The sequence below is a fragment of the Myxococcus sp. CA040A genome (genome assembly GCF_013336725.1).
GTDB classification, from domain to species: Bacteria; Myxococcota; Myxococcia; order Myxococcales; family Myxococcaceae; genus Myxococcus; species Myxococcus llanfairpwllgwyngyllgogerychwyrndrobwllllantysiliogogogochensis.
This window is the reverse complement of record NZ_JABUMR010000009.1, coordinates 191,590-210,309: the sequence shown is the minus strand read 5'-3', so window position 1 is coordinate 210,309 and position 18,720 is coordinate 191,590. Positions and strand designations below refer to the sequence as shown.

Below are 18,720 nucleotides of genomic sequence, written 5' to 3'. Positions count from 1 at the left end.
GGACGGGGCGCACAGGCCGCCATGACGAGAAGCAATCCTGCGAATCTGAGGATTCCCAAATGGACGTGAAGCGGCGGGCAAGGAAAGAGGTGTACCAGCCACCTTACTTCGCGCGGGCCCCCCGCGGCCATCCGCCGCTCTCGAGCTCCGCGAACACCGCCGGGACACTCCCACCGAGCGCTCCCCCTTCTTCGCGAAGCCAAGGTCATCTCCCAGCCACCTGGCTCCCGTCTGATGAGCGCCCCTGGAACTCCCGCGTCACTGACGCGCGGGGCGAGCGCCTACTCCGGAGCGGGGCCCGGAGGACACGCGAGGTCGGCGGGCAGGGACCACAACTGGGGCTCGAACGTGTCGTCCTTCGCGCTGAAGTAGACCCGCTCCCCGACGCGGGCGAAGCCCTGGGGAGACGCGCCTCCCCCTCCGATGTCCGCGGCCTGTCCCGTGGACATGGCCGTGCCCCGCGTCACCCAGGGCTCGTTGTAGGAGAGGGGCGACGTGTCCCCGCCGAAGAGCACCGCGCCCATGCCCGTGGCGTAGAGAGGGGACCAGTAGTACTCCGAGATGCTCAGCTCCACGGGGAGCTGCACGGTCCCCTCGGCGGTGCCATCCGTCACCCAGAGGCCCACGCGCAGCGCGGCGGGGCCCGGGAAGGGGCTGCCGATGGCCACGGACAAGTAGAGCCGCCCGCCGGAGCTGGCCGTGTCCTGCAGGTAGGGCGTCGTCCCTTCCATGTCCGCGTAGGGATTGGGCAGCACCTTGACGGTGCTCTTGCCTCCGCCAGCGAGGGACAGGCGATACAGTCCCATGCGCCGCGTGGTTGTATCCGCCGACGTCAGATACACCGACGAACCCAGCGCTCCGAGCAACCGCATACTCCGGCCGAACGTGTCCAGGCGCACCGTGCCGGTCGGGCTGCCATCCGTCTTCCACACCTCCGTGTTGGGGCCGTCGAGCAGCGTGAACAATCCCGGGGCTCCGCTGTCGGGGCTCCGCACGTCACCCAGGGGCACCACGTCGGCGTCCAGCCGCTTGACGAAGGATGTCCCGGAGGCCGTGCCATCGGTCCGCCACAGCGCGGTGCCGCTGCCGGGCCCGACGAGGAAGAAGAGCAAGGCGTCGCCCCCCCTCAGGCTCTGCCCCTGGAGCGCGGCGAGCACCCCGAAGTTCACGACCTGCACCGTGCCCGAGTCCGTCCCATCCGAGCGCCACAACTCCACCTGTGTCCCCGCCGCCACCGGGGTGAGCCGGAAGAACGACAGCGCGCCGTCCAGCGCGGTGGGAAGGCGCAGGGAGGAGTCCGCCGTCCCCGGCATCAGGTCCGCCACCAGGTGCGTGCCGGCCTCCGTGCCGTCGCTCACCCAGAGCTCCTTGCCGGTGTCGGGGTTCCACACCTGGAAGAAGACCTGGCTGCCCACAGGGACCAGTCCGCCGAGGCCCCTGTTCCGCCGGGGTGTCACCGCCGGGAAGGACTTCACCGGGAAGGTGCCCGCATCCGAGCCGTCGCTGCGCCACAGCGCGCTGCGGCCATCGCGGAAGTTCACGGCGAAGTAGAGGGTCCCCTGGGCGTCCACCAGATTCACGGGTGCGGGCTCGTCCCAGGGCGGGTCGTCGCCCGGAGGCATGACGACCTTCACCCGCTGGGCCACGCCCGGCGCGCAGGCCTGGGCCTTGACGGTATCCGGCGCTGAGTCTGGTTCCGCGCACCCCATCAACACCAGACACACCAGGGCAAAGCCATACTTCGAGTGCATGCCGCTCCCTCCAGGGCCAGGAGGACAACGGTGGGAGCCACCAGGATGCGCAGCAACTGCCTTGGAGCGCATGTCGCCGCGCGAAGGCAGACATTCCCAGGGCCGGCCGGAGTCGCTGACGCCGGGAGGGGGAACTGCCCGCGAGCGCCGAGTCCCAGATGGCGTCGTTCCAGTTCAGCTCGCTTGGGATGACGGCGAAGACGAGGCCGCTGCGGATGTCCTCGCAGCCACCGTTGGCCGTACTGGGAGTCGCCCAGTTCCGTGGACACCCGAGATGTGATGGAAGGAGCACGGGCGGTCCGCGAACGAAGAGAAGCTGAACAAGCCCCGCGGACCTCGCCGAGAGTTTTCGGAAAGTTCAAGGCCGAGGGGCGCAGAGCTGGCCAGGCGTCAAGCGGCGCGGGTCGCCCGGGCATGCGCGTCTTCTCAATGATCGAGGTTATCAGGGAGGCACAGGGGCTGAAGTCCGGACGAGCCTCAAGTGCTGTTCCTCGGCTCTCCGTGGTCTGGCGACCCGCGGGCTGCCGGCGTCAGGTCGAGTGAATTGGTTTCCTCTGCGACTTGCGCCTCCGGGCCCCGTTATGGGGGCAGCACCCCTCTGGGTTTCTCGGGAAGGGGGGCTTCTTTCTCTGAGGGGCATGGTGGCGTATCAACTCGTTCGTTTGTACCTGAGCCTCACTTCCGTACGGTGGCCGCGGCAATTCGCCTGCACCCCAGGATTCTTCCCCGGCATCCGGGGCTCCGTCCTTTTTGTCTCCGTGGCCCTCGCTGCCTGTGGAGGAGGGGAGAAGCCCCCTCCGTCCAACGTGGCCCCGTCCGCACGCGAGGACCTGGCGACGCTCTACGAGGACACCGTCCTGGTGATTCCAGGCGCGTCGCTCGTCTCCAACGATTTCGACGCGGACGGCGATTCACTCACGCTCACCTCCGTTGGCACGGCGACCCATGGCAGCGTGACGTGGGTCGGCGGCACCGCCACCTTCATCCCGGAGGCGGACTTCTCCGGAACCGCGACGTTCGAGTACTCGGTGTGGGATGGACGCCTGACTGACACCGGGATGGTGAGCGTCCAGGTCAACCCCGTGCACGACGCACCCGCAGCGGTCGCCGATACCCTGGCCACCCCCGAGGATTCCGTGCTGTCCCCCTCGCCTCAAGTCCCGACGATGTCCCGTCCTGACAACTCGAGATTCCCATCAACACGAACAATAACCAGACGGCCTTCGACGCTGCGGCCGTGTACCGACGACGTGGCTGCATGGACCCCTTCCAGTGCAATGACTCAGGGCTTCTGGCGCAGGGGCATGGAGCTGCCTGGGGCGTCGATGTCGTCCGCGCTCGAAGAGAGACCTCGTGGCCACGATGAACCAACGCTTCACGGACGAGGAGTTCATGTGTCTGTATTTTCGTTGTTGAAATGCCGATGCAATTCAGTATCACTTGATAGGCATTCTGGACTATGTTGTTCCCTGAGGTCGGCTCGAGACTGCTTGCGCATCCATCTGACGTAACAGGACACGCGGTCAGTCGACGGCCTGCCTCGATTGCAGGGACCCATCACGGGCGTCGCTGGTGCGGCCGCCCGATACACGAGGACTCATGAATACGAGAGTAAACCCGCTGGTTGTCACACTGGTTGTCATGGCGATGTCTTCGGGCACGAGCGTCGCCGCCACCTCTGCCGCGGGGGCTGTGTGTGCGGAGCAGGGCTTGCCGCCGTCCGGCTTCCCGAGTTGTGTGTGGTCGATTCCGGTGGCGGGTGGCGAGGTGCTGCTCGACACAGTGGGCAGCGCCAGCGCGTCGGAAGTCCGCCAGGCGCTGGCCGAGGGGCGAGCGCCGAATCTCGCCCCCCACGTCGTGAGTGACGAGGAAGGCTCGCTCGCGGTCGAGGCGTTGTTGCTCGCGACGAGTTCGCTCTCCGACGTCATCGTCAGCGAACTGCCAACCTACGAGCTACCAAACGGCGATGAGCAGGTGTCGGTGCTGGCTGGCACGCTCACGGGCCTGTCGGGCCCGACAGGCCAGGAGGCCATGCTCAAGATTTATTTCTACAATTGGGGCCGCGGTCGCTGGACGATCATCATCGAGTTCAGCGAGCACAACGGCGTTGGGTACGACAGCGAGGGCGGCTGGTTCAATCTTCAATAACGTACCTGATGACCTCTCGCGCTGGTCGGGTGACGTCGGGGCGTTGAATGGCCACGAGCGTCCGGAACCTCGGCGCGCGGCACTACCGCAGCAGGCTGGGCCACGGAGCGTTGCTTGACGAAGTCCAGTGCCTGCCGGGCGCCGAGCACCCTGAACCAACGGCCATGATTCCCGCGTGGCCTCAGGCGGTGCGCCTGAGGTCGGCTCGGCGCGGGCATTGGGCGACCGGATTTGGGGAGGCACAGGACCGGTGCGCCGCGCGCCTGACGCTTCCGCTGCCGCGCGTGATTGCGTAGCGTGAGGTCCCCGAGTCGCGAGGAACGCTCATGGCCAAGAAGGTCGCAGCCAAGAAGGCGCCAGTCAAAACGCAGAAGAACAAGGCCTCCGTCGCCGAATTCATCGCCGCGGTCGATGACGACGCCAGGCGCGCGGACGCCAAGGCGATTGACAAGATGCTGCGCGCGGTCACCGGCGAAAAGCCCGCCATGTGGGGGCCGTCGATCATCGGCTATGGCTCATACAAATACACGAACACGATGGGTGAGGCGGATTGGCCGAAGATCGGCTTCAGCCCACGCAAGGGCGCGACCGTGCTCTACATCGTGCCAGGCTTCCTCGCGTCCGAACCGCTGATGAAAAAGCTGGGGAAGTACAAGAACGGAAAGAGCTGCCTCTACATCAACAAACTCGCCGACGTGGATCAGCAGGTGCTGCGCGAACTGGCCACGCGTTCGTGGGCGCACATGAGCGAGAAGTACGGGTAGGAAAAGGGGAGCCCGGCACACTCTGTCGCGTGAGAGGGGTCAGCCGATGCGCTTCAGCTCCTGCACGGCCGGAGTGGGCTTCCCTTCGCCATGGGTGCGGCGCGCTTGACCTGGGCTCCTGGATGGAGTCTGGAGATTGCAATCGATTCACGGGCCGTACATAGGGGCTTCGTGTCCTCCACACCCGTCCTTGGATTTGGTCGCTATCTCGGCACACCGCTCCAGCGCCTGGAGGTGGCGGGGCTCGTCTTGACGGAGAGCACCTATCCTCCCGACGTCGTCCTCCCTCTTCACCGGCACCGGCACGCGGGCTTCCGGCTCACGCTGGAAGGCGGCTTCACCGACGTGTTGGAAGGACGCGCCCGGCAATGTCCTCCCAGGTCGGTGGCCTTCCAGGCACCCGAGGTCGCCCACGAGCAGCGCATCGCCGGTCGGCTCACCCGCACCTTCAACGTCGACTTCTCCGAGGAGGTCTGGCGGTCGCGCTACCCCCTCGTCTCCCGGCTCGACAGCCGGATGGAGCTTGCGTCGGCGCGACTGTCCACGCTGACCGCGCGCCTCTATCAGGAGTTCCGCCACGGGGATGACATGACGGCGCTGGCCATCGAAGGGCTGGCGTTGGAGCTGCTGGCTGAGGCCGTGCGCGCCACGACGCCCCCGAAGGCGTCGGCCCCTCCCGCGTGGCTCGCACGGGTGCGGGAGTTGCTTGATGCGGTCCGGGGTCCGCCTCCCACGCTCGCGCAACTGGCTCGCGAGGCGGGGGTGAGCCCCACGCAACTGGGCCGCGGCTTCCGCCAGTTCTTCCAATGCACTCCCGTCGACTACCTGCGCCGCTCCCGACTGGAGCGCGCCAGCCGGGCACTGCGAGAGACGGCGCACCCCATCAGCGACATCGCGCTGGAGGCGGGCTACTGCGACCAGAGTCACATGACGCGCGAATTCAGCCGCCGACTCCACCTGGCACCGGCCGAGTACCGGCGCCTGCTCGCGGGCCGTTCGTTTCGTCCAACGGGATGAGTTCCGTCCAAGACATCCTCGCGCGGGCGGGGTCAGCTTCAGCGCCATGACTCCGGACCCGCTCGCCTCCACCGTCCCCGTTTCCTCCCCGACCTCCGACGCCCGCCGGGGAGTACCCACAGTGGCCCTCGTCGCCACGCTGTGGCTGGCATCCGCCAGCTGCGTCTCACGGCAGGAGGTCCCCACAGCTCCCGCGCCGGCCATCACCCGCGTGGAGGCCGGGCGCACGCACTGGGTGCTGCGTCCCTCCGAGGCCTACGACGCCCTCTGTCTGCTGAACCTGCTCCGGGGCGACGCGTTCTACACGAAGTACTATCCCGTGGAGTTTCAGCGCTTCTCCGTTCTCCTCGAGCCCAGGGAGAAGGCCGCTCTCGCGCACCTCACCGAGCGGATGGGAAAGCAGGCCGGGAAGATGGTGGGTCCCCACCTGACGCTCGTCTTCTCCGTCACGGGTGCCACCACCGTGGAAGACCTGGCCAGGACGGTGTCGGACGATGCCGCCTGGAAGGCGATGCGCCGGGACTTCGAGGCGACGAGCTACAGCGAGGACTCCGACTTCACCGAGATGGAGGACGTGCGCCAGGACCTGGGGGTGCTGTTCGCCTTCCTCCAGCGCATCGGCTTCTCGCGCATCTGGCGCGCGGAGTACCTGCCCCAGGTGGAACAGGCCATCGCGCGATTCGGCGTCCAACTGACGCCCCATGACGTGGTGGGCTGGGACGAGGACGTCCTCGGCCGGGTGCTCCACGTGGAGGCGCTCAACGCCCACGTGCTGAAGTTCGTCAAACCCCACGGCATCCGGGTGACGGGCTGGAACTTTCTCACCGACCTCACCTATCCGCTGAGCGTCACGGTGAAGACCGCCGTGCATGAGATGCTCCACCCGCCGTTCAAGCGCGAGGGTGCCATTGACGCGCGGTTGACAGCCCTGGAGGCGGACCCGTACTTCCAGCGACTGGTGCGCGAGCATGACCCGGCGTTCGGCTACACCACCGCCCAGGGGCTGACGGAGGAGGACTGTGCCGAGGCCATCGACGTCTTCGTCAGCGAGCGACAGGGCTTGCTCCGCGCGAGGGACGGCAAGCCGCTCACGGGCGCGGCCTTCTTCCGCGACCACGACGATGGAATGCACGTGTTGGCCTATGTGCTCTATGAGGAGCTCCGGCGCGCGGACTTCTCCCAATGGACGACGTACGAGGGCTTCCTGCTGAAGCTGTTCGACACGGGCGTACTCGTGCCCGGGAAGCTGGAGCAGCGTTTTCGTTCCTACACCGGCAACTATCCCGTGAAGGCATTGAAAGAATAGGCCCTCAGGCGCGCGCGGCCCCGGGCATCGGCGTGTCGGGAGAAGCCTTCCGTGCGGCCCGTGCCTCGAAGATGGAGATGCCCGCGGACGGTGCGGGAGTTGGACTGGCATCAGCGGAAGGGCGACGCGGGGTTCCTCGAGTGGCTCGCCCCTCCGCATCTGGGCGGCGTGACGCGGAGGCTCGGCGTGGAGGTGGATGGGCCCGCTCGCGTTGGCGGGCATGTCGCCGCCTGTGCGGAGGCTGGAAATCTTCAGGCGGTATACGCTGGCGACGTGACCGAGGCCCTGCACAGCTACCTGGCGCGCGCGGCGGAGTGCTTCGCGCGGCAGGAGGAGGAAGAGGCCTTCGGCGCCGTGATGGATGCGTGGCGCGAGTGTCGCGCGAGCGAGCTGGTCCTGTTCGCCCAGGAGTTCGAGGCGCGTCTCGACTCGACGCATGCGGGCCGGGAGGGGGAGTCCGCGGAGGCTCGTCGCGCGGCGCGGGACCTGGCTCGCGGGCTGGGGGCGCAGGGGCCGCCGCGCGAGGTGGAGGCGCGGCTCGATGCCCTGCTCGACTGCCTGCCCGACCCCCGGTTCATCCCCGGGTTGCTCGCCATCGCGCGACTCCCCTCGGCGGAGGAGCCTCAGCGGGTGTTGAGGCTGTGCGCGGCGCTCCGGCACGTGGGGCCGCCCTTCGACGTCGAGCCCCTCGAGGCACTGTATGAGCGGATGAGGCCGGAGGCTTGGGCCTCGGCCGCGCGGCTGTCTTTCGTCATCAGCCTGGGGCGCGACTGGGTGCCGCGGGAGCTCGACGCGAAGGCGGGGGAGCTGCTCGCGGCGCTGTGGGAGGCCCTGCGTGTTCGCGCGGAGAAGGAGTCGCGAAACGCCAGCATCCGGGAGCAGTGGTTGCCCCGTGTCTATGCCAACCCCGAGGACGACGACGTGCGGCTGGTGATGGCGGACCAGTTGATGGAGACGGGCGACCCCCTGGGTGAGTTCATCGTGCTCCAGTGCTCGCCCACTCCGGACGAGGAGCGCATCGACGAGTTGCTCGCGACGCACCTCCGGAGCTGGGAGATGCCGCTGGGTGGCCACATCGATAGTGGGGCGACCCGCTTCGAGCGGGGCTTTCCCGTGGCGGTGCGGATGGCGAAGGAGGCGGCCTCTCTGATTCTCCCCGAGCCGGGACCGGCCTGGAGCACGGTGCGGGAGATCGACTGGGCGACGGTGGCCTGGTCGGTGGTCCACGCGCAGTGGCTCGCGCATCCGCATCTTCGGGGCGTGACGCGGATGCGACGGGTGGAGCCGTACTGGGCCCGGTTGATGGGGCAGCCGCCCTCCGTCAGTCGGCTGGAGCTGTGGGGGTCTGTCGCGGACCAAGTGTACCGCACGCCCGCGCTGGGGGATGTATTCGACAGGCTGGCCCTGTGGCCGAACCTGTCGTGGCTGGAGTTGCACGCCGGGCACGAGGAGGACGTGAGCCTGTGCGCGACCTCCACGCTGGCGACGAAGCTGGAGCGCTTCGATGCCACCCTTCCGGGAGTCTGGATGCTCACGGTGCGCCCGGGCGACAAGGTGCCCATCGAGGTGACGCTGGCGAGCGCCCGGGCCGTCGAGTCGTTCTGGGGGCTCCTTTCCGCGGCGGAGGGTTTCGGGAAGCGGGGCCTGCGGGTGCGCTGTCATCGCGACGTCGACGCCGCGAGACTCAATGCCGATCGGTGGAGCATGTCTCGCTTCTCCCACGTCGAATGGGTGAGCATGTCCGCCTTGCGGTAGAATGGCGACGTGGATGACATCGTGTACGCTCACCTGGAGCGCGCCGCGGAGGCCTTTGCCCGGCACGACGAAGAGCAGACGCTCGACGAACTGTTGGTCACATGGCGGGAGTGTCGCTCACCGGCTGCGGCTCCCGGAATTTCGGGTCCAGTGCCCCGGTGCGTCAGTAAACGCGTCCATTGCATGCATGGAATTGAGATGAGGATGGCGTGGCGTTTGCTCGGGCTGCGTTCGCCAAGATTGGCATCACCTTCCCGCAATGAGGTGCATGATGGAACCCAAACAGCTCACGGTGCGACGCTGGTCCGAACTCTCCAGCAAACCACTCTCGGAAGAGAGTGTGCGTGCCCTGCACTTGCCCGCGAGGAAATATCGGGTGAGCGCTTATCGGTATTCGCCGGGGGAGGATTTCGCTGGCGCAATGCGGGCCGGTACGTGCTACGTGTTGGCCGGGCACTGCCAGATTGAATTCGGCACGCAGGTCGCCCAGCTCGCCGCTGGGGATGTCGCAGAGTTTCCTGGATGCAGGTATCGCGTGGTGGTGAGTCGCGAAGCTGGGTGTGTTGTTGTTTTTGCTTGGGAGCTTCCAGAGGAGTTTGCTCAATAGGAGAAGGTCGGACTCTGCGTTGCGGAGTCCTTCCAACTCAGTGCCCAGGTGTCAGCCTGGGCACATGTAGAACCTGGGCCACCTCGCGCAAGCTGCGTCCCGTGGTGGATTGCCCCGCCACGGGACGCATGCTCACGTTCCGCCTGGGGCGGCCCCATCCCCAGCGGCTCCACCGGCCGGTTGGAGGTGATGAGGGTCGAGGCGCTCCGTCACCGCTACCACGGCGGTAGGAGGGAGCGCTGCGCCTCACCGGGGGCCAGCGCAGACTGTCAGGGTTCGCCGTATGTGGTGCAGGAATCATCCAAAGGAGCCTCGTTGGAGTTCTTGCAGTCGCGGAACTGGGAATCACAGAGCTTCTCTAGTGCTGTGATGGAGCACCGGGTAGCCTTTTTAAAGCGCGAACATGTTGCCTCGACAGCGAAGCGTTTGTGGCAGACCTTCTGCTGCTCGATGCAGGCATTCCAGCACGCATTTCGTATGTCCTCGGTGGTTCCAAGATAATCAAGTCTCACCCCGCTATTGGGGGAGGCGAAGAGCTTGAAGCGGTATCCTTCTTCGAACTTTTCTTGGTTGTCGTTGCACGACACGACAGGAGGGCTTCCGGCCAGGGGGTACTCAAGCCCCGGCCATTCCTGCTTCAATTCCGCGGGCGTCGACGGCACTCGGCAGATGCTATCGGCTCTCTTCCGCGATTGACCCTCACCGGGCATTGCGGTGAGTTCTGGCGCCTGAAGCGGTGTTTCGGAGTCAAGTCCCGAATCGTGTGTAGTTGGTTCGGAGGGGGAACGGGGGAGGAAGGCTCCTTGGCGGATTCATTCAGCGGTGTCTGGGTTTGAAGCCAGCAGGGCCATGTCGAGGTAGCGGCGGTCATCCCAGATGCCAGAGACTTCGAGGGCGACGGCGGTGATGAGGCGCAGTGCGCTGGCGCGGTCCGGGAAGGCGCCCACGGAGCGGATGCGGCGCTTCACCTCGCCGTGCAGCCGCTCCAGGCCGTTGGTGCTGCGAAGCCGCTTCCAGTGGGCCTTGGGGAAAGAGAAGAAGCAGGTGGCCGAAGCGAAGCCCTCGCGCAGACACTCCATGGCCTCGGGAACCTGGCGGCCCAGACCGGCTTGGAGCGCCTCCAGACGCTTCCTGGCGTCCTGGAGAGTCGGCGCCTCGAAGATGGCGGAGGTCTCCTTGCCGAGGCGGCCTCGCAGTCGCCAGGGGGCCTTGGCGAGGACGTTCCGGGTGAGGTGCACCGTGCAACGCTGGAGTCGGGCCTCGGGCAGCGACTGCCGGGCCGCGGCGGCCAGCCCCGCGTGTCCGTCGGCGATGACAAGCCGCACCCCCCTCAGGCCTCGCTCGAGCAACTGGCGAAGCAGTTCCAGCCACGAGTCCATCGACTCGCTGCCACCCAGAGTCACGGCCAGCAGATGCCGGTGCCCATCCTCTCCCACGCCGTAGGCCACCAGGGCCGAGACGTTCTGCACCGTGCGCGCCCACCTCGCGTCCAGGAAGGTGGCATCCAGGTAGAGGTAGGGGAAGGCCTGGGTGAGGGGTTGGGTGCGCAGGCCCTCCACTTTCTGTTCCAGGGACTTCGTCACCCGGCTCACCGTCGAGCGCGAAACCTCCTCGCCCATGAGCGCCCTGGTCACCCGGCCCATCTTCCTCGTGGAGACGCCCTGCACGTACGCGCTGGTAATCGCCTCGTCGAGCTCTTCGCTGCGCCGCTTGTAACGGCCCAGCACGGCCTCCGCCGAGCCGCTGGCCCTCGTCCGAGGCACGGCCACCTCCAGGTGCCCCATGGACGTCAAGAGGCCTCGCAGGTAGCTGCCATTGCGCTGGTCCTTGCGCCCAGCCACCTGCTGCCAGCGCCCGGCCCCCACCAGGCCCCGAATCTCCTCCTCCAGCAGCATCTCCAACGTCATGCGGATGGCTCCCAGGAAGAGTGCGCGCACGTCGGTGCGCACCTCCTCGTGCGAGGGCGCGGCAAACTCGGTATCGTCCACGGCGGGAACTCCTCGGCTCCCCTGCCAGGGGGAGACCGTCTCGGTTGGTTTCACCGAGGAGCTTCCCTCTTTCCCGCTCAGCCCTGCTCGCCGACTACACACTTATAGGGACACGACCGTGTTTCGGAGTTCGAGGCGCCACGGTCGGGGGCGTGGGCGCAGGAGAGAGACACGCAGAAGAGGGTGGCGGACACGACGCTACAGATAGCTTTCATTCCGAGACGCTACCAGTCAGCACTATCGGTGGAAACAAGCCGCCGACGGCTGCTCACAGGAGGGCCGGCGCGCTGCCGATTCGAGCGTGTAACGGACGGTCAAGTCCCGAACCGTGTGTAGTTGGTCCGGAGGGGGGCGGGTGGGCAAGCGCGTCTGGCTGCTCTTCCTCCGCCTGCACTCGCCCCTTCGGGTGGTCAGCTCGGCACTTCAGCCGAGGCGACAACTTCCCTGACACAGGGGGCTTCCCTCGGGAGCGGCGGCTAAACCGGAAGCGGATGCCTCCCAAAGACAGCGCAAAGGCGGCGCCTTCCGAGGCGCCTCCTGCGCGAACATTGCCCGGTTACGCTGGATTCGCCTGCGCGCTCAGCTCGCGCTGCTGCACTGGGGAGCGCTCGCACTGCTGGGGTTCAGGTTGCTCCTTCAAAAGCTGTTGCTGGCCGGTGATGGAATCACCACCGCTACTGCAGTCATCCAAGCAGAGGGTGTGCTCTGCTACGCATACGGCGGGGTCTGACGTGTGTGCCAAACAGTCGTTGTAAGCCCGAACGCAGATGTTTTGGCACGACGCCTCTGCTGCGTGAGCCAGCACCAGTCCGCCCACCAACCCGCAGGTCGTAGCGATCTTCCTCAATCGACTGTTCATGCTCGAACTCCTTCTGACGGGGTCCCCTGCGCTCCAAAATTTAGCACGGGGCATGTCTGTGCGGCAAATGGCCCGCCGCGATGAGCAAATTCAGAAGGAGGCCACCCCGGGGCGGCCTTCGTGCGACACAGACGCCAGTCCTCCGCCCGAATGAAGTCTGCCGGAGTGGCGTGTTGGCCAAGGTAGGAGTGCTGACATGCAACGGTTCGAACTGCAGCAGGCAGATAGGGAGTGACCTGCCTGGATCCTTCGGACCACTGATTACGAGAGAGGTGCCGGCCGGGATGGGTTGGGTACCATTGCTTCGCACTGTCGTCGAAATTCCAGAGGTGTGATGTAGCCGAGGCTCAAGTGTGGCCGGACCCGGTGGGTACGCACAGGGGCGCGTTACAGGTCCTTCACGGCGTCATACAGGCTGCCCGCCGTGTCGTAGCTGAAGTAGGGGCCCTGCCACTTGTTGACCATGGTGGGGTCCGAGTCCCAGAACATCCAGCTGTTCACCGAGTACAGATAGGCCCAGTAGTTCTGACCATAGCTTTCCAACCAGGGCCCGCCGCTGGCGCCGCCGGTCATGTTGCAGGAGATGGAGGGAAAGCCGCCCTCGTTCCACGTGCCGCCCTGGCAGAAGAGCAGTTGGGAGCCGTTGAAGGGCGGGGCCGCGGGGTAGCCGAACTGGTAGATGTACGCACCGTAGGGAGCTCCCCACTTGATGCCTTGTCCCCCCACGGCATCGACGATGCGCGTGCCATTACGGTCGTTCATCACCGCGGCCCCCACGTCGTAGGCCCGGTCCCCGTTGTTGGTCCACCCGTTCTTCGACCAAAGGCTGGTGGACGTCCAGGTGCCGTGGGGGGAACCCGAGTGGTAGTTGGGGACGAAGGCCCAGTTGCTGAACCAGTTGCGACCGGAGCCGCCACCATGCACACAGTGTCCCGCGGTGAAGACGACCCGTCTGCCATTGCTGTACACCGTGCTGCCCGAACACACGTAGTTCTGCCCGCCGTCCGTATAGAAGACCTTCCCGCTCATCGTATGAATGTCGGCCAGCGGCGCGAGGCCGCCTCGCGGCTCGGCGCCGTCCACGGTGCGGCTCACGTTCTCCGGCGCGACGGGCTTGAGGCTGATGGGCGCCTTGCCGGACGGCGTGGGGGGCTCCGCAGGAATTGCCGAGGCCATCCGTTCCGGAGTCCAGTAGGCGAGGATGCGAGCCTCATCCAGCGCTGACGCGAGCGTGGAGGAACTCGTGTTGTCCGCCGGGTCGGCGGTGGGCGCGGCTCGCGTGGAGGGGACCACGCCCAGGAATCCAAACACCGCGACGGCAAGAGCGACTCGACTCCGCGACACGAATGGCATCGGCCAGCCTTTCCAATGACGACTGCGGGTGAGGACCGCCATTGTCATGGTTGGCAGGGGAACGACTCAATACGCGGAACCTCGTAATGAGAGGAAATAGACCGGGGAGGCCGCGCTACTTCTTGGGCCCGGACGTCGGCGGAGCAGGGCGTGTCAGCCGAGGGGCAGCGTCAACCCCAGAGCATCGTGCACCACAGCGACCCAGGGGCGCAGTACACCTCGATTGGCTTCGGGTTTCGGTGCAAGGAAGCCGGCGTGCGCCCTTCCATGGGCAGCGTTGGCGACGCGTACGATAACGCGATGTGTGAGAGCTTCTTCGCTACGCTCGAGTGCGAAATGCTCGCACGCCGCCGTTTCACGTCTCACGCCGAGGTGCGGATGGCTGTCTTCCGCTTCATCGAGGGCTGGTATAATCCGCTCAGGCGTCACTTCGCGCTCGACTACGAGTCACTCGCTGGTTACGAGAAGAAGCACCGCGCTGCCGCTTGAGGGCGAAAGCGCGGAACGCGCTGCGGAACCGGGGCAACTTCACAACTACCTTGACGCTCAGCGCTACGGTGATCGACTTTCGTCCCTGACACGACGCGATTTTCTTCTTGGGCTTCGCTGCTTAGCCCACGTACCCGGGGGTGGGTGACAATCCCACTTGGTTCAGGGCAGTCGTCGCCTCGGCAGGAGGCCTCGCTCACCTTGACGCGCTGCCAAGGGCGGTACCCATGATGCGGCGCCCCAGCTTGGGGTGGGCACAGGCGATTCCACAGCCTTGCCCGTCTAGTCAGGTGCAGGCAATGCGGCGGCACGCAGGGATAGCCTACGCTGCCGTTAGCGGGGGCGCATGTATGTACGACGTATTCCTGTCGCACAACAGCAAGGACAAGCCGGCGGTGGAGGAGTTGGCCAGGAGGCTTCACAACGAGGTGGGCCTTCGCCCTTACCTGGACAAGTGGCATCTGGTGCCGGGTATGCCGTGGCAACCGGCGCTTGAGGAATCGTTGGAGGCGAGCGCGACGGCGGCGGTCTTCTTCGGCCCGTCGGGGGTAGGTCCCTGGCACCATGAGGAAGTGAGGGCGGCGTTGGCGCGCGCGGTGCAACAGCGCGACGATTACCGTGTCATTCCGGTGCTGTTGCCAGGCGCCAAGCGCGAGGATGTGAAAGGCTTTTTGGCCCAGCGCATGTGGGTGGATTTCACGGTAGGGCTGGATGATGGAGAGGCCTTCCGGCGACTGGTTGCAGGCATCAAGGGCCAGGCGCCCGAGGCGGACAGCTTTCGGTTAGAAGACTCACTGGCGCCGTACCGAGGCCTCTTGGCGTTTGACGAGGCGCACGCACGTTTCTTCTTTGGACGGCAAGCTGAGGTAACGGCGGTGCTTGAAAAGCTGGGACAGCGGCCCTTCGTGACGGTGGTGGGGGCCTCGGGTGTGGGCAAGTCCTCGCTGGTATTGAGCGGAGTGCTGCCGGAAGTGAGGAGAGCGGAGGAGGGTAAGGGGGCTGCCATTCACGTTTGGAGTATGCGGCCTGGCACGAACTCACTGCGTGCGCTAGCGGACCAGGTGGCGACGCTGCTTCCGGTGGCGTCACGCCTCAAGGAAGCCGACGCCCTGGAGGCGCGTTTTGCAGCTCGGGAGGACGGGCTGAGGACGGCTCTTGACACTCTTTGTGCGGAGGTGCCGGCCCGGTGCGTGCTGGTGGTGGATCAGCTTGAGGAACTCTTCACACTAGCGCCCGAAGTGGGTGGGCTAGGGCAGGTGGAAGCCTTCCTGCGCAACCTGAGGGACGCTGCGGAGAAGGGAAGGGGGCGGCTGAGAGTGTTGGCCACACTAAGGGCTGACTTCCTGGTGCGGTGTCTGCAGTCGCCAACGCTGACGGGGCTGCTGCAGGAGGGGCAGGTGTTGCTGGGTAGCATGGGGCCGGCGGCCCTGCGGGACGTCATCGTGCGTCCGGCGCATGCGGTGGGCGCGTTTCTGGAGAAGGGGGTGGTGAGCGCCATTCTGCGGGACGTGGTGCACCAGCCAGGGGCGCTTCCGTTGCTGGAGTATGCGCTTGACGAGCTATGGCGGGCGAGGATGGGGGCTTGGCTGAAGCTCTCGACGTACGAGACCAGCGGCGGAGTATGGGGGGCGTTGGAAAAGCGTGCGCAAGGGGCATTGGAGTCGCTACCAGCACGCGGGCAGGAGGTGGCTAAGCGCGTCTTTCTTCGGTTGGCAGCACTGGGGGAGGGAACGGAGGACACGCGACGTCGGGTGGCCCGAGGGGAACTACAGTTTGCAGGCGCTACTGAAGAGGAAGTGGAGGAGGTGCTACTGCGACTGTCGGGGCCGGACGCTCGACTCTTGGTGGCGGACGAGAAGACGGTGGAGGTGGCCCATGAAGTGCTCATTCGCCAGTGGCCGACGCTGCGTCGGTGGTTGGAGGAGGACCGACGTAAGCTGCATACTCACCGTCGACTGACGGAGGCCGCCAATGAGTGGGTCGCCCAGGCTAAGGACACTGGTTTTCTCTACTCGGGTGCGAGGCTGTTGGTGGCACAGGAAGCTCTTCCTCTTACGTCACCGCTGCTGAATGCGAGGGAGGCAGAGTTTCTGGCTGTCAGTATTCAGGCCCGAGAGGAGGCTCTCCAGAAGGAGGAGGAACGCCGCCAGCAAGCACTCTCTCAGGCGCAGCAGCTTGCCCAGGAGTTTGCTGCGCGCGAATTGGCTGAAAAGTCCCGGGCTGAGGCGGAGCGGGCACGGGCAGAAGCGGAGAGAGTTCGCGCGGAAGAACATGCGAAGAAGAACGTTCGGCTGAGAGCCTTGGCATGCGGGCTCTTGCTGGCAGTCAGTTTCTTAGGCTTCTTCTGGGTACAGGCACGCAGGGCCCAAGCTGTTTCCCTTGCCAGAGAATTGACGGCAAATGCCCTCCTCCGTGTGCGGGAGGACCCGCAACTATCATTGCTGCTCATTCAGAATGCGCATGCCGCAGCCTTTACAGAGCATGTCTCTGAGGCTCTGGTCGCGTGGGCCAACGAGCCCACTCGCGCTGTTTTACGTGGGCATACGGGCGCCGTAGAAGCCGCCAGCTTCAGTGTGGATGGCACGCGTGTGGTGACGGGCGGTCGGGACGGCACGGCACGAGTGTGGGATGCGGCCACGGGCAAAGCCCTGGCTACCCTCTCGGGGCATACCGGCGTTGTAATGGCTGCCAGCTTTAGTGCGGACGGTACGCGTGTGGTGACGGGCAGTCACGACACGACGGCACGGGTGTGGGATGCGGCCACGGGCAAGGCCCTCGCCACTCTATGGGGGCATACCGGCGCCGTGGAAACCGCCAGCTTCAGTGCGGAGGGTACGCGGGTGGTGACGGCCGGTCAGGACACGACGGCACGTGTGTGGGATGCGGCCACGGGCAAGGCCCTGGCCACTCTATGGGGGCATACCGGCGCAGTGGAAGCCGCCAGCTTCAGTGCGGACGGTACCCATGTGGTGACGGGCAGTCGGGACGGCACGGCACGGGTGTGGGATGCGGCCACGGGCAATGCCCTGGCCACTCTCTCGGGGCATACCAACTCGGTGGTTGCCGCCAGCTTCAGCGCTGATGGCACGCGTGTGGTGACGGGCAGTCACGACATTACGGCGCGGGTGTGGGATGCGGCCACGGGCAAGGCCCTGGTCACTCTCTGGGGGCATGCCGGCCCCGTGGAAGCTACCAGCTTCAGCTCGGATGGTACGCGTGTGGTGACGGCCAGCTGGGACACGACGGCACGGGTGTGGGATGCGGCCACGGGCAACGCCCTGGCCACCCTCTCAGGGCATAGCGGTGCCCTGGAAGCCGCCAGCTTCAGCGCGGATGGCACGCGGGTGGTGACGGGCAGTCAGGACTCGACGGCACGGGTGTGGAATGCGGCCACGGGCAAGGCCCTGGCCACCTTCTCGGGGCATACCGGCCACGTGGAAGCCGCCAGCTTCAGCGCGGATGGTACGCGGGTGGTGACGGGTAGCTGGGACACGACGGCGCGGGTGTGGGATGCGGTCACAGGCAAGGCCCTGGCCACCCTCTCGGAGCATACCAACTCGGTGGGAGCCGCCAGCTTCAGTACGGACGGAACGCGGGTGGTGACGGGTAGCTGGGACACGACGGCACGGGTGTGGGATGCGGCCACGGGCAAGGCCCTGACTACCCTCTCGGGGCATGCCGGCCCCGTGGAAGCTACCAGCTTCAGCGCGGATGGTAGGCGGGTGGTGACGGCCAGTTGGGACACGACGGCACGGGTGTGGGATGCGGCCACGGGCAAGGCCCTCGCCACCCTCTCGGAGCATACCGGCGCTGTAATGGCTGCCAGCTTCAGTGCGGACGGTACGCGGGTGGTGACGGGCAGTCACGACACGACGGTACGGGTGTGGGATGCGGCCACGGGCAAGGCCCTGGCTACCCTCTCGGGGCATAGCGGCGCCGTGGAAACCGCCAGCTTCAGTGCGGATGGTACGCGGGTGGTGACGGGCAGTCACGACACGACGGCACGGGTGTGGGATGCGGCCACGGGCAAGGCCCTCGCCACTCTATGGGGGCATACCGGCGCCGTGGAAACCGCCAGCTTCAGTGCGGAGGGTAGGCGGGTGGTGACGGCCAGTTGGGACACGACGGCACGGGTGTGGGATGTGGCCACGGGCAAGGCCCTGGCCACCCTCTCGGAGCATACCGGCGCTGTAATGGCTGCCAGCTTCAGTGCGGACGGTACCCGTGTGGTGACGGGCAGTCGGGACGGCACGGCACGGGTGTGGGATGCGGCCACGGGCAATGCCCTGGCCACTCTCTCGGGGCATACCAACTCGGTGGAAGCCGCCAGCTTCAGCACGGATGGAACGCGGGTGGTGACGGCCAGCGCGGACGGCACGGCGCGGGTGTGGGATGCGGCCACGGGCAAGGCGCTGGCCACTCTCTGGGGGCATACCGGCGCCGTGGAAACCGCCAGCTTCAGCGCGGACGGCACGCGAGTGGTGACGGCCAGCGCGGACGGAACGGCATGCATATGGCGACAAGCCTTCTGGCAGCCAGCGCTCATGTCTGAGTTGCAGGCAGGTCGAGAATTGACATGCAAGGAACGACAGCAGTACCTGCATGAGGACATCGACTGCCCTCTTCCTACAGGGCCGTCTGCATCGAAGGCTGCTGTTTCGGTTGAGCGCCCGTAGCGTACAT

At 66.3% G+C, this 18,720-nt stretch carries 10 protein-coding genes and 1 pseudogene; 8 read left to right on the top strand and 3 right to left on the bottom strand.

Translation table 11 applies throughout. The features are described from left to right. Nucleotides 1-281: 281 nt before the first annotated feature. Complete coding sequence (locus tag HUA75_RS36470; RefSeq protein WP_174489022.1) at nucleotides 282-1,751, bottom strand: hypothetical protein; 1,470 nt, start codon at nucleotides 1,749-1,751, stop codon at nucleotides 282-284. Between the two features lie 581 nt (nucleotides 1,752-2,332). Between HUA75_RS36470 and HUA75_RS48085 the strand changes: the two genes are divergently transcribed. The 6 genes from HUA75_RS48085 (at nucleotide 2,333) to HUA75_RS36440 (ending at nucleotide 8,741) form a co-directional block, all read left to right on the top strand. Beyond that, nucleotides 2,333-3,262 carry a cadherin-like domain-containing protein gene (locus tag HUA75_RS48085; RefSeq protein WP_368773769.1) on the top strand — a complete coding sequence of 310 codons (930 nt, stop codon included), beginning with the start codon at nucleotides 2,333-2,335 and terminating at the stop codon, nucleotides 3,260-3,262. An 88-nt stretch (nucleotides 3,263-3,350) separates the two neighbouring features. Beyond that, nucleotides 3,351-3,899, top strand: a complete 549-nt coding sequence (locus tag HUA75_RS36460) for a hypothetical protein (RefSeq protein WP_174489020.1) — start codon at nucleotides 3,351-3,353, stop codon at nucleotides 3,897-3,899. Nucleotides 3,900-4,225: 326 nt separating this feature from the next. After that, on the top strand, nucleotides 4,226-4,663 hold the full coding sequence (locus HUA75_RS36455) for a DUF1801 domain-containing protein (RefSeq protein ID WP_141643396.1): 438 nt from the start codon (nucleotides 4,226-4,228) through the stop codon (nucleotides 4,661-4,663). Between the two features lie 171 nt (nucleotides 4,664-4,834). Further along, nucleotides 4,835-5,680 (top strand): helix-turn-helix transcriptional regulator, encoded by an 846-nt coding sequence (locus HUA75_RS36450; RefSeq protein ID WP_141643395.1) that lies wholly within the window; start codon nucleotides 4,835-4,837, stop codon nucleotides 5,678-5,680. 121 nt (nucleotides 5,681-5,801) lie between these two features. After that, nucleotides 5,802-6,986: a hypothetical protein gene (locus HUA75_RS36445; RefSeq protein WP_371746271.1), complete on the top strand. Its 1,185-nt coding sequence runs from the start codon at nucleotides 5,802-5,804 to the stop codon at nucleotides 6,984-6,986. Nucleotides 6,987-7,076: 90 nt separating this feature from the next. Then, nucleotides 7,077-8,741, top strand: a complete 1,665-nt coding sequence (locus HUA75_RS36440; RefSeq protein ID WP_174489018.1) for a TIGR02996 domain-containing protein — start codon at nucleotides 7,077-7,079, stop codon at nucleotides 8,739-8,741. A 1,419-nt stretch (nucleotides 8,742-10,160) separates the two neighbouring features. On the opposite strand, the gene HUA75_RS36430 is transcribed toward HUA75_RS36440, so the two are convergent. Continuing rightward, on the bottom strand, nucleotides 10,161-11,336 hold the full coding sequence (locus tag HUA75_RS36430) for an IS256 family transposase (RefSeq protein ID WP_174489016.1): 1,176 nt from the start codon (nucleotides 11,334-11,336) through the stop codon (nucleotides 10,161-10,163). Nucleotides 11,337-12,582: 1,246 nt separating this feature from the next. Next, entirely contained in the window at nucleotides 12,583-13,488 is a 906-nt protein-coding gene (locus tag HUA75_RS36425) for a serine protease (protein WP_174489015.1), read from the bottom strand. A 216-nt stretch (nucleotides 13,489-13,704) separates the two neighbouring features. Between HUA75_RS36425 and HUA75_RS36420 the strand changes: the two are divergent. Beyond that, nucleotides 13,705-14,037: pseudogene (locus tag HUA75_RS36420) on the top strand (integrase core domain-containing protein); the annotation flags it as partial. A gap of 350 nt (nucleotides 14,038-14,387) precedes the next feature. Beyond that, a complete protein-coding gene (locus HUA75_RS36415; RefSeq protein WP_174489014.1) occupies nucleotides 14,388-18,713 on the top strand; it encodes a TIR domain-containing protein in 4,326 nt (1,441 codons plus the stop codon). The last annotated feature ends 7 nt before the right edge of the window (nucleotides 18,714-18,720 follow it).

Coding starts and splice junctions, on each gene's coding strand:
- HUA75_RS48085 (WP_368773769.1), top strand. CDS start 2,333: ATGGGGGCAGCACCCCTCTGGGTTTCTCGGGAAGGGGGGCTTCTTTCT.
- HUA75_RS36455 (WP_141643396.1), top strand. CDS start 4,226: ATGGCCAAGAAGGTCGCAGCCAAGAAGGCGCCAGTCAAAACGCAGAAG.
- HUA75_RS36460 (WP_174489020.1), top strand. CDS start 3,351: ATGAATACGAGAGTAAACCCGCTGGTTGTCACACTGGTTGTCATGGCG.
- HUA75_RS36470 (WP_174489022.1), bottom strand. CDS start 1,751: ATGCACTCGAAGTATGGCTTTGCCCTGGTGTGTCTGGTGTTGATGGGG.
- HUA75_RS36415 (WP_174489014.1), top strand. CDS start 14,388: ATGTACGACGTATTCCTGTCGCACAACAGCAAGGACAAGCCGGCGGTG.